The organism is Acinetobacter sp. YH12129 (genome assembly GCF_013418685.1).
GTDB classification, from domain to species: Bacteria; Pseudomonadota; Gammaproteobacteria; order Pseudomonadales; family Moraxellaceae; genus Acinetobacter; species Acinetobacter amyesii.
In genome coordinates this window covers 1-17530 of sequence record NZ_VPBP01000001.1, presented here as the reverse complement: position 1 = coordinate 17530, position 17530 = coordinate 1, and the positions used below count along the sequence as shown (strand labels likewise).

Below are 17530 nucleotides of genomic sequence, written 5' to 3'. Positions count from 1 at the left end.
ACATTTTAAGCTTCAAGAGTAATCAAGTTACGACCTTGCATTTCTGTTGGTACAGGAATGTGCATAAGCGTTAACATTGTCGGCGCTACGTCAGCCAAAACACCACCTTCTGCAATTGTTGCATTGGTCGGGCCAACATAGATAAACGGCACAAGTTCAGTGGTATGTTGAGTATGCACCTGACCACTTTGGTAATCCTGCATTTGCTCTACGTTACCATGATCGGCGGTCACGAGCATGTGACCTTTATTTGCCATCACAGCTTCATATACACGACCTAAGCACGTGTCTACGGCCTCAACTGCTTTGACTGCTGCATCAAACACACCGGTATGGCCAACCATATCACCATTGGCATAGTTCACCACCAGTAAGTCGTACTCACCTGAATTAATTGCGGCAACCAATTCATCAGTGACTTCATAAGCACTCATTTCTGGTTTTAAATCATAAGTCGCAACGTTTGGTGATGGAATCAAAATACGTTTTTCACCCGGATATTCATCTTCACGACCACCACTGAAGAAGAAAGTCACGTGTGCATATTTTTCAGTTTCAGCAATACGCAGTTGTGTTTTACCCAAATTAGACAGGTATTCACCAATCGAGTTATGCAACGCTTCTGGCATATAAGCCACAGGTGCATCAATTGTTGCTTGGTAACGGGTCAACATGACAAATTTTGATAAAGCGGGAACCACTTTACGTTCAAAACCTGCAAAATCTTTTTCAACAAAAGCTTTGGTAATTTCACGCGCACGGTCAGCACGGAAGTTCATAAACACAACGCTATCACCATCTTGGATCGGTGCTAAATCACCAATACGCGTCGCTTTTACAAATTCATCTGATTCTTCAGCAGCATAAGCCTGCTCTAGACCTTCAACAGCAGTCGCTGCTGTACGCACTGCTTCACCTTCAGTTAAAAGACGATAGGCTTGCTCAACACGATCCCAACGGTTGTCACGATCCATTGCAAAGTAGCGACCAATCATGGTGGCAATACGACCTTGACCCGGATACTGAGCAAACAGCGCATCTAATTTTTCAAGCGAAGGTTGTGCGCTTTTTGGTGGCGTATCACGACCATCAAGGAATGCATGAAGATACACTTTTGCACCGCGTTTTAATGCCAATTCAGCCATCGCCACAATGTGATCTTCATGTGAATGCACACCACCTTCAGACAACAAGCCCATGATATGTACAGCACGATTTGCAGCTTTGGCTTTTTCAACCGCATCGACTAAAACGTCATGTTCAAAGAACGCACCGGTACGAATATCTTTGGTAATACGAGTAAAGTCTTGATACAGCACACGTCCTGCACCAAGGTTCATGTGGCCCACTTCAGAGTTACCCATTTGACCATCAGGTAAACCAACGTCTTCGCCAGAGCCTGAAATCAATCCATGCGGATGCTTTTCCTGCATTGCAGTCAAGTTAGGTCGTTTTGCTGCTAAAAAGGCATTGTCCTCGACCGCTTCGCGATGACCCACACCATCCATAATTACCAATACGTGTGGGATTTTGCCAGCAGTTGCATCCGTCATAATGAACACTCTTTCGTTTATAAATTAATCATACTATCTTACCGAATTTTCGGTGAAGACTCTATGTGACAACCATGGTTTATCTAGGTCATCAACATTGTTTTACTCAATCTTGCATGCACTTAACGTGCGCGATGCAGCAGATAGCCACCCGCTACAAACATCAAAATAATTGGTATAAAGACGAACCATGCAGGCGATGGTGCGTACACCAAACTGGCATAACCCAAGAAATCTTGTAAGTAGTAAAAGCCCAGTCCAGCAAATAAGGCAATCACCAAGCGGAAACCCATCGACTGTTGACGTAAAGGTCCAAAAATAAATGAACAAGCAATCACCACCAAGGCAATTAAAGCAAAGGGCGAACCAAACTTTTGCCAAAATGCCAATTGGTAGGTCTTCGGGACTTGGCTATATTCATGCATATAGCTCATAAAGCTCACCAATTGACTCGGTGATAGGTCTTCAGGGTCAATGGTAACCATATGCACATATTTAGGTTGCAACGCCAATGAAAGCGGCTGTTCAGCATTTTGCTTCGCTACAGCATCACCCGTCGCTAATAGATCCACTTGGGTTGAATTTTGTAGCGACCAAGAGCCATTTTTAACAAAATTCCCTTGCTCCGCATCCAAAGTGCCTCGCAAACGATATTTTTCATCAAAATCAACAACCTGAACATCTTTAATTTGACCTTGCGAATTGGCATAGTCAATATAAATAAAGCGCTGACCTTCACGCGACCAATAGCCTTTGACTTCACCCAACTCAGCCGCAGTGCGGTGACTTTTGACGCTTTTGGCTTGTTCATTGGTATAGGGAATGACCCATTCGCTTAATGCAAAGGATAAAACCACCAAAATGAGTGCCGAACGAATCACCCAGCCCACAATCCGCCAAAGGCTGATGCCGACCGAACGCATGACAATCAATTCACTATTTGAAGCTAGAGTACCTAAACCCAGTACCGCGCCAATCAAGGCTGAAATCGGTAAAATTTCATATAAATAATTCGGTGAACTCCATAACACATACTGCAAAGCATTCCATGCGTTATAGCCTTCTTTCAGCGAGCCCAATTCACCTAAATAAGTAAAAAGCACTTGTAAGCCAGCCAATACCGCGGTCGCACCAAGCATGGCTAAAGCAGTAGTTTTGGTCACATGTTTTGCAACTATACGACGTGCCAACATTTTAAGACCTCACTCGCTGAATTTGTTTCTTAATTTTGGGCGCTAATTTTTGTTTACGCGAGAACAATGCTGCTGCAATGCCGTAAATCACTAAGACCAGTGGATAAGCCCAGATGCCCATTTCATCTTTACTGATCCGCGTTTTGATCGCCATTAAAGCCACGATTAAACTGGCAAAAATAAGTAAGGCGGGGAACAGTTTTAGGTAACGCCCTTGACGAGGACTTACCTCAGACAAAGCGGTGGCAAGCAATAACGCCACCAAAATAGCGAACGGCACAAAAATTCGCCAACCAAGTTCACTGACAACCACAGGATCATGACGGTTATCCCATAACTTCGAGGTTGGCAAAGCTTCTACTTCGGTACTTTCAAATTTTGCTTCTTTATCATTTTCTAAACGTAAACGATAACTTTGGAATTCAGCTTGAGAATAGCGCGGTTGTCCTGGATAGATTTCGTAACGGCGACCTTCAACTAAATCAACGACATTGGCATTATCATTGGGCACTTCGACGCGGGTCGCTTCTTTTGCCAAAATAATGACATCAGGCTTACCCTCCTTTTCTGCACGCTGATAGAAGAAAATATCTTTTAAGTTTTTACGGTCTTCTGACAAGTCGCCTGCATAAATAGTATAGGGCCCAGAGGAAATAAACTCTTTTGGTCGAACCAAGTCAAAGCCTGTTCGTACCGCTTGTGAAGTCGTTAATGCTTCAAACTGGCGGATGCCCCAAGGCGAAGCCCACAGCATCAAAAATGCTTGAACAGCCATAAAGACCACGGTCATTGGCACCAATAAACGTGACAATTGATTTCGACTGACACCACTACCATTGAGTACAGCCATTTCATGATCGACATACAGACGACCAAAGACCAACATCAGACCAATAAAGAAACCGAGCGGAAGAATTAAAGTTAAAAACTCAGGCAAACGGTAGCCAATGATGCTAAATAAAATACTTGCATCTAAACGACCCTGCGCCGCCACACCAAAGTACTTGATCAAACGACCACCCATCATGATCAAGGTCAATAAGGCAATCACAACCAGTGATGTCGACACCACTTGCTTGACCAGATAACGCCGAATAATCAAATTAATTCTTCCAAAAATAGGGCCAATAAAAACTAGCGTTAGTTTACCCGAATGTAGAAAATATAAAACCTATACCCTTGTTGCTCATTGAAACTCTATTCATATAAATGTTTCAATGGTTTAATGGTTTATAAATTTAAAAAGGCATAAATACCGCACATGAAACTTTCTATTAATACGTCATTCCAAGCGAATGCGTCCAGCCAATATTTGTTGATATTAGTAGATTCTGAGCACGTTACAAATGCAGCTACTTCATATCAAATCAATGATTTAGATAATTTAATTGAAGCAACTCAATTTAAAGCAGCACTCAATGAAAGCCTGCCTTTGGTGGCGAACATTGCCGCTTGTCGCAATAGCGCTCTTTTAGGCCTCGGCAAAGTTGCTGAATTACAGGTCAATAAATTTGCAAAAATTGCACAAACCATTATTAAAGCGTCACAAAAAAAATTCAAACAGATCAGTGTCGATATCTCTGCCCTACCACAAGAACAACATTATTTATTTGCACTTAGCCTGACGCAAGCGGCTTATGCATTTGATGAATACAAGTCTAAGAAAAATGAATTTGTTTTGGAGCAGATCCATTTAATCGCTGCTGAAAGTCCATTAACCACTGCACAGCTTGAATTAATTTCTGCAGTGCAATCAGGTCAAAGTTTTACTCGTGACCTAGGTAACCGTCCGGGCAATATCTGCTTCCCTGAATATTTAGCCGAACAAGCTCAAGCGCTTGCAGCTGAATTTCCGGATCAACTCAAAGTGACTGTACTCGATGAACAGCAAATGGCTGATCTCGGTATGGGTGCTTTCCTTGCTGTGAGTAAAGGTTCTGACCGTCCAGGCCGTATTATTACCATCGAATACCTTTCAAATCGTGAAGAAGCCCCTGTAGTGCTTGTTGGTAAAGGCGTGACTTTTGATACGGGTGGTATCTCACTTAAACCAGGTGCGGGCATGGACGAAATGAAATTCGACATGTGCGGTTCTGCATCAGTTTTGGGTACCATCCGTGCGTTGTGTGAAGCGAAATTACCGATTCATGTGGTCGGCGCAATTGCTGCTGCAGAAAACATGCCGTCTGGTCATGCCACTCGCCCGGGCGACATCGTGACCACCATGAGCGGTCAAACCGTTGAAATTTTAAATACCGATGCCGAAGGTCGTTTGGTGCTGTGCGATACCTTGACCTATGTAAAACGCTTTAATCCTGCACTGGTGATTGATATTGCAACCCTCACTGGTGCATGTGTTGTGGCATTAGGTTCAGTCCTTACCGGTATGTTCACTCCGGATGATGAACTGGCGGCTGAATTGACTGCTGCGGGTCAACATAGCTTTGACCGCGTATGGCGCATGCCAGTGATTGAAGATTATCAAGAACAACTTGATTCTCCATTTGCAGATATTGCCAACATTGGTGGTCCAAAAGCAGGTTCTGTGACCGCTGCATGTTTCCTTCAACGCTTTACGCGTGAATACCGTTGGGCGCATTTAGACATTGCTGGGACTGCATGGAACTCAGGTGCAAATAAAGGCGCAACAGGTCGTCCTGTACCATTATTAATGCAATTCTTAGCGAATCGTGCTCAATCGAATGGCTAAAGTTAGCTTTTATTTATTTGAAAAAAGTCCTGAACGACAAGTCGAAAGCACTTGTCGTTTATGCCGTAAGATCCTGCGTCAGCCTGTACGTATTTGGCTACATTGTGCTGACCCAGACTTACAGCAACAACTTGATGAACGCCTGTGGAGTTTCGATCACACAGGTTTCATTCCCCATGGTATCGATCAAGCCGAGGCAACGGTCTGTATTTCTGCCCAATTGCCTGAGCAAGCCGACTGGATTGTGTTTAATTTTAACGATCAAGCACTTGAACAGTTCGCAAGTTTTAGTCACATTATCGAAATTATTGAAAATAACGAACCCGCTAAAATTATCGGGCGTGAAAAATATAAACAATATCGACGTTTGGGCGTTCAACCGCAGACCCATAAACTTTAACGTGATATTGGTTTTACCCTATTTGCAAGGAGGTGCACCATGGCATTGAATGTCGGTCCAGACTTTAAACAGCGCTGGTTAAAAGTACCTGAAGCTATTCGTCAGACCTTTATTGATGACCTTGGTCGCGTTTGCGATGTACTCAATCCCAGTACAGACATTCAACAATGGCTAGTCAATGACCAACAACAGCAGCAAGTGTCTTTTGACAAAATTGAGTCTGCTTATGCAGATTTAAAAGCACAGTTGATTGAAGATGCTCGTATTCGCAAACAATTGGCTTTAGAAAAAGCCTTAGAAGAAAAACGTGAAGCTGAACAAGCCTATGCAGAACAACTGAGACGCGACGAAGAGTTACGCTTTGCTGCACAAACGCAAGCGCTCACCATGATGCAGCATAATCTTGATCGTGAAGTACAATACTATGCCGCTCGCTATCATAAAAACCCTGAAACGGGTTTAGCGGGATTAAGTCAAAGCTTATCGGTGAGCGAAGGACAGATGTTGTCAGAACTCGAAAGTGTACGCGTGCGTTTGGAACTTGAAGCAGAAACGCAAATCGAAATGGCCGTCAGTGATTTCCGTGCAAAATTGAAAACAGCCGCACAAGAAGAAATTGACTATATCTTAGAAAACTCCAATTTTTCGACAGAATCTACATCGTCCCAAGCATCTTAAACCGTCCATCGAAATCTGGTCACTGTCATTAAACTGACATGTATTTGCAACATGATGTTCATATGGCTGAAGCATTGTCCCTCAAAACACAATGCTTCAGGCATCCTAAAAATATAATCATGCATCCAGATGGGAATTCAATATGGACATCATTCACCAGATTACCCAGAAAATATCCTCTCTATCTGCTGGAGAACAATGGGACATTCGTGCCAAAGATCTTTGGCTGAGTCATTCAGACTTTCACAGTATTTCGGTGTATCTCAGCCGAGAATCAGAAAAAGGTGGTTTTAGCATTCAGCAACCGCCCCACAGCTCGATTTTTCAAACCCTTGATGTGGTGACCGTTACAAAACACTAAGTTATCATCGACTCCATAAAAAAAGCCCACAACTGTGGGCTTTTTTTATGTCTAAGTTTAGCTTAGACCAAATCTGCAACTGCAGAAACAGTATGTCCTAGGAAATAACCGATACCGAGTAGTAATCCAATCCAGATGAAACCACCTAGCACATTATAAAACATAAATGTACCGAGGCTCATGCGCGCAGACCCAGCGGCAAAAGGCGCAAAAGAACGTACAAAAGGTACAAAGCGTGCGACTAAAATCGTTTTACCGCCATGCTTCATAAAATATTTATTGGTTTTGACCATATATTCGGGCTTAAAGTAACGTGTGTGCTTATTAAAGTACTTAATGCCTAGCACGCTGCCCGTATAGTAATTGACGCAGTAGCCCAAGACCGATGCGACAAATAACATCAGCCCCATGGTGTGTAAATGCACCACTTCCGTCGTTGAACATAATGCGCCGATGGCAAGCAACAGGCTGTCTCCCGGCAGGAAGAACATAAATACTGAACCCGTTTCTGAAAATATCACCAGAAATAAAATGGCATAAATCCACACACCATAATTTTCCAATAACATGGGTAACCACTGTTCCAGATTCAGTAAGAAATCAATCATTATCACCTGTCTGATTATTCATCATATATGTCATTCCGCGACGCATTATCACCAAAAATAAAAAAACAGTCTAATTTTTCAATCAGACTGTTTGGTTTTCTTCGGTATCAACTTATTTCAAGAAGCCATTTTCAGCGAGAAAATCTAAGCTAATTTTAGATTGCGCTGTGGTCTCAGCGGCTTTATCTCCGAGCAATAAACGCTCAATATAACGTGCTAAAACATCCACTTCCAAGTTCACTTTAGCCCCAGCTTTCCACGTACCGATATTGGTTCGTTCAGCCGTGTGCGGAATTAAATTTAAGCTCAGCACATTGCCACGTAAATGGTTAATCGTCAGGCTAATACCATCCACGGTCACAGAGCCTTTTTCTGCTAAATAGCGTGCAATTTCTTTCGGTGCGGTCACTTCAAAATAAATTGAACGTGCATCTGAACGAACTTGAGTGATTTCACCCACTGCATCGACATGACCACTGACAATATGTCCACCAAAACGCGTGGTCGGCAACATGGCTTTTTCCACATTTACTGCCTGCCCTGCTTTCCAGTGTTCCAAAGTGGTCCGATTTAAACTTTCACGTGATACATCAGCTGCATACCAATTGCTACCAAAGTCAATCACGGTTAAGCAAATGCCATTGGTGGCAATAGAATCTCCCAAATGCACATCCGACATGTCTAAATCTGTCTGGATACGCAAGCGGACATCGCCACCCACGTTTTGAATGCTTTCAACTTTACCTAGACTTTCAATAATGCCTGTAAACATGTTCAATCCCTGAAAAATATGGGGCGATGATTTTTACCACAAATCAAGTTGCGTGCTCACGCCAGAGGTATCGACACCACCCAATTCAGCAAAATGGTGCAATTGACTCAACAACTGACGGATTGGTGGACCTGATTTGGCATGCGTATCCGTGATGACAATAAACTCTAGTACGCGTGCACGTTCAGACTGACGCTGCTTACTCACGCGGTAACGTGGTACATCTTGCGTCAATAAGCTTACTCGGCCACGTTTTAAATTGGCTTGTAACAAATCTGTGGCGCTGATATTACCATCGGTTGAATAGCTCGTCAGGATGTAACGTGCATTGATGGTTTCTAATAATTTTTCATAAGCTTCTTTCGCATGCTTCGAAGAATTATATGGACTTGGACGTTCTTTACGCCATGCACGGTCGATTCCGCTCTTAAAGCCTTTGGTATCTGGCGTTGGTAAATCCACCTGATCCCATAACGTTAAGGCATTCAACACATGGTAGTTACTGCTATAAGCATGTTGGTTATATGGTGGATCGAGATAAGCCACATCTACTTCAAAGCCGCTCATTTGATTGGCCAAATGCTGTGCGTCGACACACCACATTTCCGCGGCGGGTTTTTTCGGATCACCAATTTCACAAAAACGACTTGGGGTCAGCCATAACAATGAACCGATACGATCTAAGGCTGCTTGGGTTTTACCACCCCAACCATGATGAAAGCTTTTAAATACACCGCTGGTATTGCTGACAAAACTTGCTGAATACAATAACGGTGCCAACAAAGCACTCATTTCCACATCATCAATCGCGCCTTGAGCCTGCCAAGTTGCAATTTGCTGACGAATCGCATCGATACGCATACCATTACGACGTTTAAAGAATAAACGGTCACGTGCCGGATCGTAGATTTCATCATTACGTGGACACAAGTTATGGGTCACCCAACCTTTAACTTCTGGCAAACGGTTCAGATAATCAATCGCTTTCTGATAGCCACCCAACTCTTTAAAAGCAGGTGCTTCAACGCAAGAGAGAATCGCGCTGTTCAAGGCATGGCTGTAGGGTTCCCAGTCATTGGCAATAACACGATAGCCGTTTTGACGAGCCAACCGTGATACCACACCCGAACCTGCAAAAAAGTCTGCAAATATCGGCGCACGACCATCTTCGCGTTTTAAGGTTCCCGTTTGCTCAAGTGCTTCTAAAATCAGATGTAATAGGCGGCGTTTGTTTCCCAAATAAGGAACCAACTGATGGAAAAGATATTCGTCTGTGGTACGAGCCGCATGACGACGTTTGTGATAAACCGTAGACTCTGAATTCATAGCGTCTCTTGAGAAGGGATTAACCTTAAGCGAATGTCATCACCCAATTGAGTGACATCTTTCAGCTTAAATCGAAGCTGCTCTGCCATGCGGTCAAATTCCGCATTAAACATCGCACGTGCTGACTGACCCAACAAGGTCGGTGCAACATAACTGATCATTTCATCGATCAAATGTTCTTGTAAGAAAGCGGTCGAAAGTGTCGCACCGGCTTCCACAAGGACATCATAAATTTGGAACTGTTGAACGCATGCTGCTAACAGATCGGCCAAAGGCTGAATTTCAAATTGTACCACGCCCAAGTCAGCAAGTTCCTGACGATATGGCCCCATGACCATCACGGTTTCAGGTTGCTGCAATATTTTTGCGCTTAATGGCAAGCGGCCTTGGCGATCTAGCACGATACGTTTCGGCTGAACCACGCTTCGCATATCAACAGCATCATCGAGTTGACGTACGTTGAGTAAGCAATCATCTGCTAATACTGTTTCAATCCCAGTAATCACAGCACCTGATATCGCACGCCAATGTTGTACATCTTGTCGCGCCATTGCACCGGTAATCCATTTAGACTCACCCGAGGCCATCGCTGTGCGTCCATCAAGGCTCGATGCGACTTTGAGGCAGACATAAGGCATGCCCGTCGCCATGGCTTTTAAAAAGCCCAAGTTCAATTGATGCGCTTCTGCTTCACAAATACCCGTAATCACTTCAATGCCAGCATCACGTAGGATTTGTACACCTTTACCCGCAACCAATGGATTCGGATCGGGACAGGCCACAACGACTTGAGCAACACCTGCTTCCACCAAGCCTTTGGCACAAGGTGGCGTACGTCCATAGTGTGCGCAAGGCTCCAAAGTCACATAAGCGGTTGCGCCACGTGCGGACTCACCTGCATCACGCATTGCAAAGACTTCTGCATGCGGCTGACCCGCTTTGGGATGAAAGCCTTCACCAACCAATTGACCATCTTTGACAATCACACAGCCCACATTGGGATTGGGACGAGTGCTGTATTGCCCCTGCTGTGCCAATGCAATTGCACGCCGCATCCACTGTTGATGCTGCTGCAAAGTCACTTGATCTAACTCAGACATGTAATCACTCATGATAAAAATGGAAGCAGATGTGCATTAGTGCTCACGCTGCTGCATTTGTTCAATTTGACGACGAAAAGCTTCTACATCTTGGAAGTCTTGATACACAGAAGCAAAACGTACATAAGCCACATGATCTAAAGCAAACAAAGACTGCATGACAATTTCACCAATGGTGCGTGATTTCACGTCACGTTCACCCAAACGGCGAATTTGCAATTGAATATCACTGAGTACCGTTTCAATTTGCTCTTGCGTTACTGGACGCTTTTGCAAGGCATGCATGAGCGAGCGGCGGAGCTTGGCTTCATCAAAAGGTTCGCTCTTTGAATCAGACTTGATGACACGCGGCATCACCACTTCATAGCTTTCAAAAGTTGTAAAACGTTCACCGCAACTAATACATTCACGGCGGCGGCGTATCTGACAGCCTTCAGCAGCAAGACGTGAGTCAATCACTTTACTGTCTTCAGCGTTGCAAAATGGACAATGCATAGCGGTTAAATTGAACAAATCCGAATGGATTTAGAGTGTAGCAAAAATTTTGAAATTTGTAGAGCTTTACGCTAGATATGGAAAAAAAACAGCCCTTTTGGGCTGTTTTACACAATATATTGATTTACTGAAATCTTATTATTCTACACGTTCACCATGTTGACTTAAGTCTAGACCCATTCGTTCGTCATCAGCTTCAACACGGATGCCAATCACTAGATCAATCACTTTCAAGATAATGAATGTCATCACAGCTGAGTAAGCAATAGTCGCTAGTACACCTTCGACTTGAACCCATAATTGATGCATTAAGTTGCTCGGTGCTTTATCACCCATGATGAATTCGCTGGCAAAGAATGCTGTAAGGATCGCACCTACGATACCACCGACACCATGTAGACCAAACGCATCCAAAGAGTCATCCGCTTTCAAGGCACGTTTCAGCGCAGTAATACCCCAGAAGCAAACCACACCACCGATCAGACCCATCGCTAAAGCGCCGCCAACGGTTACAAAACCTGCCGCAGGTGTAATCACCACAAGACCTGCTACCGCACCAGAAGCACCACCCAAGACAGACGCTTTACCACGAACCACTTTTTCAGTAATTAACCATGCCACTGCTGCTGCCGCTGCTGCAACTTGTGTTACCACCAATGCATAACCAGCGGAACCATTTGCACCCAGTGCAGAACCACCGTTGAAACCGAACCAACCTACCCATACAAGGCTTGCACCAATGACGGTTAACGTTAGGTTATGTGGCGCCATTGATTCACGGCCAAGCCCCATACGTTTACCAAGCATGTACGCTGCAACGAGACCCGCAACACCTGAGTTGATGTGAACAACCGTACCACCCGCAAAATCAAGCGCACCGTCGTTACCTAACCAACCACCGCCCCATACCCAGTGGGTAATTGGTGCATAAACCACGACACTCCAAATTGCGATGAACGCAACGAAAGCACCGAATTTCATACGTTCTGCAATCGAACCGCTAATAATGGCAACGGTAATGATGGCAAATGTCATTTGGAAAATAACAAAAAGAATCTCTGGAATCGTACCCGTCAACGCTTCTGTAGTGATACCCGACAACATAAATTTGTCTAAGCTACCGATAAAGGCATTACCCTCACCAAATGCTAAGGTATAACCCACAATCACCCACGTTAAGCTCACAACACCTGCCGCAACAAAACTGTGTGCCATCGTGCTGAGTACATTTTTCTTACGGACCATACCGCCGTAAAATAATGCTAAACCGGGAATTGTCATGAGTAAAACAAGTGCAGTGGACACTAAAATCCATGCTGTATCACCTGTATCGAGCTTAGGCTCTTCTTCTGCAGGTGCTGGCGCTGCTTCAACTGGAACTGCAGCTTCTGTTGTATTTAGCGTTGTTGTATTTGCAGTATCAACTACTGTGACTTCTTCTGTAGGTGCTGTTGCGCTTTCTTCAGCCCACGCAACAGAACCACCTAAAAGTGCACTGGACAAGCCGAGTGCAATTAGCATCTTTTTCATTCGTATCCCCCGACCTGATTTTCTGAGTTATTAGCTACTCAGCAAACTTCATGCCAATTTTTTAAACGGCATCTGCACCTGTTTCACCTGTACGGATACGGATGACTTGTTCCAGATTGCTTACAAAAATTTTACCGTCGCCAATTTTTCCTGTGCTTGCAACACGAGTAATTGATTCAATTACGGTATCGACCATTTCATCACTGATTGCGATTTCGATTTTTACTTTTGGTAAGAAATCAACCACATATTCAGCACCACGATAAAGTTCAGTGTGACCTTTCTGGCGACCGAAGCCTTTAACTTCAGTGACAGTGATCCCTTGAACACCATTTTCAGAGAGTGCTTCACGCACGTCATCTAATTTAAAAGGTTTTACAATTGCAGTTACGAGCTTCATGTTTTGTTTTCCTTCGGCTTATTTCACCTGTAAGGTTTTATGTTCAATTTTCATGCCAATATGACTACAGTCGGGGGAAAATAGTCAGCCCAGCATGAGATTTCTTTATAACCTATTTTATACGGATAATCTTGCGTATGCTTATAAAAATAGACGTTTTTACTAGAAGAATTACGATTTTACTGATCGATTAAACGCATATTTAAATAAAAGCACTATGGTCATGAATGTGGCGATGTTAAACTGCTGCCACCAATTCACTGAGGATGGTCAAAACAATGATTGAAACCTTATTACAAGCGATATTAGAACAAATCGATCAGCCGAAAAAAGACGTCGAACATAATCTTCGCAGCTTACTCAATGAAGCTGTGAGCAAAATGGATCTCGTATCTAAAGAAGAAATCGAACGCCAACGTACTGCACTGAATAATGCCAATTTACGTTTAAATGAATTGTTGAAACACGTCGAAGAACTCGAACAAAAAATTCAGAACAAAAAATAAGCACCTTTTTAGTGCAACAAAAGACGCATAACGATTAAAAATAATGCACCATAACGGAACAATAATATGTCTTTTGCCAAAATCTATACTCGGGGTTTGCTCGGCTTAAATGCACCCCAAATTGAAGTTGAAGTTCATGTCAGCCAAGGCCTACCGTCATTGACCATTGTGGGCCTACCTGAGGCCGCCGTCCGTGAAAGTAAAGACCGTGTCCGCTCTGCGATTATTAATAGCGGCTTTCAGTTTCCGACCAAACGTCTGACCATTAATCTAGCACCCGCAGATTTACCCAAAGATGGTTCACGTTTAGATCTCGCCATTGCTTTAGGGATTCTGATCGCGTCGGGACAACTTCCTGAAAATGCAGCAGATGGTTTTGAATTTATTGGAGAATTGGCACTTGATGGTTATTTACGACCTGTCAGTGGCATCTTAAGTATAGCCATTGCCTGTCAGCATATCGGGCATCATCTGATTCTACCGGCACTCAATGCCGATGAAGCGGCGCAACTGCCGGAGTTCCAAGTCTTTCCTGCTCAGCATCTTAAGGATGTATGTGAACATTTGAGTCGTTCAGCCTTAATCAGCAGCCACCCCTCGACATCGTCAGCCAATCAACACAGTTACCCTTTTGATTTATCTGATGTGAAAGGTCAACTGAGACCACGTCGTGCTTTAGAAATTGCGGCGGCTGGCGGTCATTCCCTGCTATTTCGTGGCCCTCCAGGCACAGGTAAAACTCTACTCGCCTCGCGTTTAGCCAGCATTCTTCCGCCCTTAGATATGCAAGAAAATTTGCAAGTCGCGAGTATTTATTCCATTGCAGGTGCAAATCATCATTTTGGGCAGCGTCCATTTCGTGCGCCGCACCATACGGCATCTGCGATTGCCCTCGTCGGTGGAGGATCAAATCCTAAACCGGGTGAAATCACCTTGGCACATTTAGGGGTTTTATTTTTAGATGAGCTGCCTGAATTTGATCGAAAGGTGTTGGAGGTATTACGGCAACCACTCGAATCCAAAGAAATTGTGATTTCACGGGCTTCTCGTCAAATCACTTTCCCTGCAAATTTTCAATTGATCGCAGCAATGAATCCTTGCCCTTGTGGCTATGCCTTTAACCAAGACAGCCGCTGTCAATGTAGTGCTGAAAGTATTAAACGCTATCAAAACCGTATTTCAGGTCCATTATTAGATCGTATTGATTTACATATAGATGTCCCGCCACTGGCAGCGCATGAATTACAAAGTTCGCAAGAGGTTGAAAGCTCAAGTACGGTTAGGCATCGTGTCATTCGTGCCTATGAGTTACAAATAGATCGCCAGCAAAAATCCAATATGGCACTGACGCCGACGCAATTGGAACAACAAGCAGTTTTGGATGCTACTGCACAGAATATTTTACAGTTAGCCCAGCAGAGAATGAATTTATCTGCGCGTGCCTATCATCGGGTGTTACGTGTTGCCAGAACCATTGCCGACTTGGCTCAAAGTGAACACATTCAAGCTCAACACGTTTCTGAAGCACTGTCCTATCGAAGCCAACTCAATGCTTAAAAAAATGGCGACCTAAGGTCGCCATTTTTAATGCTCTTTAAAATTAGAATTCGTATTTCAAACCAAATACGACTTTATTCTTTTGTTTTTCATCCGCACGGTCATAACCACCAACTGTGTAATTCATGCTTGCGGTAACACCTGTATCTGCTAAAGGCTTGCTTAGACCAATATCAAAGTGACGGAAACCAAAGCTTTCTGTTGTTCCTAAATCTTCTTCAAAATCACCTGAATCTTGATATGCATATAAACCAAGCGCGGTATCTAGACTGAAGTCTTTAGGAAGTGCATAGCTATATGATGCTTTGATATAAGTATCACCTGCATTACCCCATGAAACATCTTCAAGCAAAGTTTGCGCTGTTAAGCCAAAATCTTTATAGCTTAGCCCAAGCATTGTTTCTAAACCGTTTGCATCACTTGTATCAATATCATAGTAATAGTAGTAAGTTAGACCTGCTGTGTAACCAAGATCATCATTAATTGAACCGTTATAGCCCGCATAAAAATCATTTTCAAAACCATTCGGTAGGTCATCACCATAGTTTAATGTTGAACCCCACCAACCTGCATAGAAGCCTGATGCATGGCTATAATCCAAACCACCTTGGATTGTCGCATCTTTATTTTCAGGCACATTGGTAATACCACGTAAATTATAGCTAGACAGTACGCCGATATTTCCAGATACAGAATGCTCAGAAGCAGGTGCTTCAGCAAAAGTAAACGTCGATGCTGCTCCTAGTACAGCGATTGATAAAGCTTTAAGTACAAATTTCATGGTTTGTTCCCCCACATCGTGCGACGACGTATTTTTTGGTTATTTCGTTGAACTCAATGAGGTATTAGCAAGCGCTGTGCCATGTTTAAAAATAAGCGCATATTTTTTTTATAAAAGTCACCATTTTGGTTTATGAAAAACCAATATATTACTGTTTTTATTTATTATTTTTTAATTATCCTATTTGGCCTTTTTTCTCTTTAATTTATTTTAGAATGCAGATTTTCATCTATTTAGATTATTTAAATCTTCGGGTTGATAGATGTAACAGGACTTTAAAAATGCGCTTTTTTGAGTATATTTTTTCAACACCGATCTCAAAAATGCATAAAAAAAGTGCACAATCACCATTATGCACTTTCAAGAATATGACTGAATACGATCAACTCGTTAATGTTAGAAAGAATAGGTCAATCCAACCACAACGTTATCGTCTAATTGCTCGCCTTCTCGATCTTTACCGCCCCATACATAGTCAGCAGCAATTTCAAATCCAGTATCTGCAATCGGTTTACTTAAGCCCAAACGTGCTTCAGTGAATACTACATCTTCTGTGGTTGTTAATAGGCTGTCATCGTGACTGTCATTAAAAACAGAAACGCCGAGCGATGAATTTAATGAAACATCATACGGTAATGCATAGCTATAAGTAGCGTTCAGATATACATCGCCTGCGTTGCCATAATTAACATCAGACAACAATACAGCCATGCTTGCAGTTAAATCTTTATAACTTATGTCCTGAATAAATTCGACGCCTGTCGTGCGACGCTTTTCAGATCGGTCGTCGTTATAAACAGAACCTCCACCTTGATAGACATAAGCCATCACTTGTGACTTATAGCTCCAATCTTCATTCAGTTCACGTCCATATCCGACATAGAAATCATGTTCAAAACCATGCGACTGACTGTCGTCCGTAGGATCATAGTTGAGTGTAGAACCCCAATAGCCCGCGAACAGCCCACTGTTGTGTGCATATTCAAGTCCAGCTTGTAATGCCGCTTGATCATTTTCTTCACTCGCACGGTACACATATTTGTTTACCACGCCCAAACTTCCAGACCAATTCCCTTGTGCAGTTGTGGCTTGTTCAGTTTGTTCTGCAAATGCAGGGACTGTGCCTAGGGTCACTAAAATACTTAAAATTGCTTTTTTATAAAATTGAATCATGTTTAGTCCCCACATCGGATCGATCGTGGATTGGGTTGAGTAAAATTTAGCGCCGATTTTAATCGATTTTACCGCCCTGTATAGCCCCTTTTTTCTTATTTTGATAAATTAAATCATTTAAAAACAAAGCTAAGATTAGATCTCTTTCATAAATCAAAAAACGATCTTATTTTTGGTTAATATTTGCACTCCGGATTTCTTAGCATTCGTGCATAATCTGCGGATGAAATACATCGATTCAAACAAGCTTTCTGATCCTCAGTTCAAGCGATACACAGGCATCTCATGGTCAACTTTCTATTTGATGGTTGAGCAATTGAAGAAACATGTCCCTGCCAAAGGCAGACCGCCCAAGTTAAGCCTGGAAGACCAGGTTCTGCTCTGTCT

At 43.1% G+C, this 17530-nt stretch carries 18 protein-coding genes; 6 read left to right on the top strand and 12 right to left on the bottom strand.

Annotated elements, in window-relative coordinates:
- Window positions 1–5 precede the first annotated feature (5 nt).
- The 3 genes from gpmI to lptF form a co-directional block, all read right to left on the bottom strand.
- Entirely contained in the window at window positions 6–1553 is a 1548-nt protein-coding gene (gpmI, locus tag FTU65_RS00090) for a 2,3-bisphosphoglycerate-independent phosphoglycerate mutase (protein WP_180064891.1), read from the bottom strand.
- Window positions 1554–1675: 122 nt separating this feature from the next.
- Window positions 1676–2746, bottom strand: coding sequence for an LPS export ABC transporter permease LptG (gene lptG, locus FTU65_RS00085; protein ID WP_180039929.1), 1071 nt, complete (start codon window positions 2744–2746; stop codon window positions 1676–1678).
- 1 nt (window position 2747) lies between these two features.
- Window positions 2748–3848: an LPS export ABC transporter permease LptF gene (gene lptF, locus FTU65_RS00080; protein WP_180064892.1), complete on the bottom strand. Its 1101-nt coding sequence runs from the start codon at window positions 3846–3848 to the stop codon at window positions 2748–2750.
- A gap of 159 nt (window positions 3849–4007) precedes the next feature.
- Between lptF and FTU65_RS00075 the strand changes: the two genes are divergently transcribed.
- The 4 genes from FTU65_RS00075 (at window position 4008) to FTU65_RS00060 (ending at window position 6895) form a co-directional block, all read left to right on the top strand.
- Window positions 4008–5456, top strand: a complete 1449-nt coding sequence (locus FTU65_RS00075) for a leucyl aminopeptidase (protein WP_180010689.1) — start codon at window positions 4008–4010, stop codon at window positions 5454–5456.
- Complete coding sequence (locus tag FTU65_RS00070) at window positions 5449–5856, top strand: DNA polymerase III subunit chi (RefSeq protein ID WP_078189457.1); 408 nt, start codon at window positions 5449–5451, stop codon at window positions 5854–5856. The genes FTU65_RS00075 and FTU65_RS00070 overlap by 8 nt, the downstream gene beginning before the upstream one ends.
- A gap of 39 nt (window positions 5857–5895) precedes the next feature.
- Complete coding sequence (locus FTU65_RS00065; RefSeq protein WP_180064893.1) at window positions 5896–6534, top strand: hypothetical protein; 639 nt, start codon at window positions 5896–5898, stop codon at window positions 6532–6534.
- Between the two features lie 142 nt (window positions 6535–6676).
- The gene (locus FTU65_RS00060; RefSeq protein ID WP_078192596.1) at window positions 6677–6895 is read left to right on the top strand and encodes a hypothetical protein; all 219 of its coding nucleotides are present in this window, start codon (window positions 6677–6679) and stop codon (window positions 6893–6895) included.
- A gap of 62 nt (window positions 6896–6957) precedes the next feature.
- Here FTU65_RS00060 and FTU65_RS00055 read toward each other — a convergent pair whose 3' ends face one another.
- The 7 genes from FTU65_RS00055 to glnK all read right to left on the bottom strand — a co-directional run bounded on the left by FTU65_RS00055 (window position 6958) and on the right by glnK (window position 13126).
- On the bottom strand, window positions 6958–7503 hold the full coding sequence (locus FTU65_RS00055) for a VTT domain-containing protein (RefSeq protein WP_078189460.1): 546 nt from the start codon (window positions 7501–7503) through the stop codon (window positions 6958–6960).
- Window positions 7504–7615: 112 nt separating this feature from the next.
- Window positions 7616–8275, bottom strand: a complete 660-nt coding sequence (locus FTU65_RS00050) for a riboflavin synthase (RefSeq protein ID WP_078192598.1) — start codon at window positions 8273–8275, stop codon at window positions 7616–7618.
- A 33-nt stretch (window positions 8276–8308) separates the two neighbouring features.
- Window positions 8309–9601, bottom strand: coding sequence for a DNA adenine methylase (locus FTU65_RS00045; RefSeq protein ID WP_078189462.1), 1293 nt, complete (start codon window positions 9599–9601; stop codon window positions 8309–8311).
- Window positions 9598–10701 (bottom strand): bifunctional diaminohydroxyphosphoribosylaminopyrimidine deaminase/5-amino-6-(5-phosphoribosylamino)uracil reductase RibD, encoded by a 1104-nt coding sequence (gene ribD, locus FTU65_RS00040; RefSeq protein WP_180064894.1) that lies wholly within the window; start codon window positions 10699–10701, stop codon window positions 9598–9600. Before ribD ends, FTU65_RS00045 begins: the two co-directional genes overlap by 4 nt.
- Window positions 10702–10737: 36 nt before the next feature.
- Entirely contained in the window at window positions 10738–11196 is a 459-nt protein-coding gene (gene nrdR, locus FTU65_RS00035; RefSeq protein ID WP_067763170.1) for a transcriptional regulator NrdR, read from the bottom strand.
- Between the two features lie 138 nt (window positions 11197–11334).
- The gene (locus tag FTU65_RS00030; RefSeq protein ID WP_180064895.1) at window positions 11335–12726 is read right to left on the bottom strand and encodes an ammonium transporter; all 1392 of its coding nucleotides are present in this window, start codon (window positions 12724–12726) and stop codon (window positions 11335–11337) included.
- Window positions 12727–12787: 61 nt separating this feature from the next.
- Entirely contained in the window at window positions 12788–13126 is a 339-nt protein-coding gene (glnK, locus tag FTU65_RS00025) for a P-II family nitrogen regulator (protein WP_067763174.1), read from the bottom strand.
- Window positions 13127–13404: 278 nt separating this feature from the next.
- On the opposite strand from glnK, the gene FTU65_RS00020 reads away from it, so the two are divergent.
- Window positions 13405–13632, top strand: coding sequence for an accessory factor UbiK family protein (locus FTU65_RS00020; RefSeq protein ID WP_078189551.1), 228 nt, complete (start codon window positions 13405–13407; stop codon window positions 13630–13632).
- Window positions 13633–13698: 66 nt separating this feature from the next.
- Window positions 13699–15189: a YifB family Mg chelatase-like AAA ATPase gene (locus FTU65_RS00015; protein WP_168378235.1), complete on the top strand. Its 1491-nt coding sequence runs from the start codon at window positions 13699–13701 to the stop codon at window positions 15187–15189.
- A 43-nt stretch (window positions 15190–15232) separates the two neighbouring features.
- On the opposite strand, the gene FTU65_RS00010 is transcribed toward FTU65_RS00015, so the two are convergent.
- Window positions 15233–15970 carry a TorF family putative porin gene (locus FTU65_RS00010; RefSeq protein ID WP_180064896.1) on the bottom strand — a complete coding sequence of 246 codons (738 nt, stop codon included), beginning with the start codon at window positions 15968–15970 and terminating at the stop codon, window positions 15233–15235.
- A gap of 396 nt (window positions 15971–16366) precedes the next feature.
- Window positions 16367–17143, bottom strand: coding sequence for a TorF family putative porin (locus FTU65_RS00005; RefSeq protein WP_180064897.1), 777 nt, complete (start codon window positions 17141–17143; stop codon window positions 16367–16369).
- Between the last annotated feature and the right edge of the window lie 387 nt (window positions 17144–17530).

Excerpts from the sequence above, each read along its gene's own strand:
- FTU65_RS00030 (WP_180064895.1), bottom strand. The coding sequence starts at position 12,726 with ATGAAAAAGATGCTAATTGCACTCGGCTTGTCCAGTGCACTTTTAGGT.
- glnK (WP_067763174.1), bottom strand. The coding sequence starts at position 13,126 with ATGAAGCTCGTAACTGCAATTGTAAAACCTTTTAAATTAGATGACGTG.
- FTU65_RS00045 (WP_078189462.1), bottom strand. The coding sequence starts at position 9,601 with ATGAATTCAGAGTCTACGGTTTATCACAAACGTCGTCATGCGGCTCGT.
- gpmI (WP_180064891.1), bottom strand. The coding sequence starts at position 1,553 with ATGACGGATGCAACTGCTGGCAAAATCCCACACGTATTGGTAATTATG.
- lptG (WP_180039929.1), bottom strand. The coding sequence starts at position 2,746 with ATGTTGGCACGTCGTATAGTTGCAAAACATGTGACCAAAACTACTGCT.
- FTU65_RS00055 (WP_078189460.1), bottom strand. The coding sequence starts at position 7,503 with ATGATTGATTTCTTACTGAATCTGGAACAGTGGTTACCCATGTTATTG.
- FTU65_RS00015 (WP_168378235.1), top strand. The coding sequence starts at position 13,699 with ATGTCTTTTGCCAAAATCTATACTCGGGGTTTGCTCGGCTTAAATGCA.
- nrdR (WP_067763170.1), bottom strand. The coding sequence starts at position 11,196 with ATGCATTGTCCATTTTGCAACGCTGAAGACAGTAAAGTGATTGACTCA.
- FTU65_RS00005 (WP_180064897.1), bottom strand. The coding sequence starts at position 17,143 with ATGATTCAATTTTATAAAAAAGCAATTTTAAGTATTTTAGTGACCCTA.
- ribD (WP_180064894.1), bottom strand. The coding sequence starts at position 10,701 with ATGTCTGAGTTAGATCAAGTGACTTTGCAGCAGCATCAACAGTGGATG.
- FTU65_RS00010 (WP_180064896.1), bottom strand. The coding sequence starts at position 15,970 with ATGAAATTTGTACTTAAAGCTTTATCAATCGCTGTACTAGGAGCAGCA.
- FTU65_RS00060 (WP_078192596.1), top strand. The coding sequence starts at position 6,677 with ATGGACATCATTCACCAGATTACCCAGAAAATATCCTCTCTATCTGCT.
- FTU65_RS00065 (WP_180064893.1), top strand. The coding sequence starts at position 5,896 with ATGGCATTGAATGTCGGTCCAGACTTTAAACAGCGCTGGTTAAAAGTA.
- FTU65_RS00020 (WP_078189551.1), top strand. The coding sequence starts at position 13,405 with ATGATTGAAACCTTATTACAAGCGATATTAGAACAAATCGATCAGCCG.
- FTU65_RS00050 (WP_078192598.1), bottom strand. The coding sequence starts at position 8,275 with ATGTTTACAGGCATTATTGAAAGTCTAGGTAAAGTTGAAAGCATTCAA.
- FTU65_RS00070 (WP_078189457.1), top strand. The coding sequence starts at position 5,449 with ATGGCTAAAGTTAGCTTTTATTTATTTGAAAAAAGTCCTGAACGACAA.
- FTU65_RS00075 (WP_180010689.1), top strand. The coding sequence starts at position 4,008 with ATGAAACTTTCTATTAATACGTCATTCCAAGCGAATGCGTCCAGCCAA.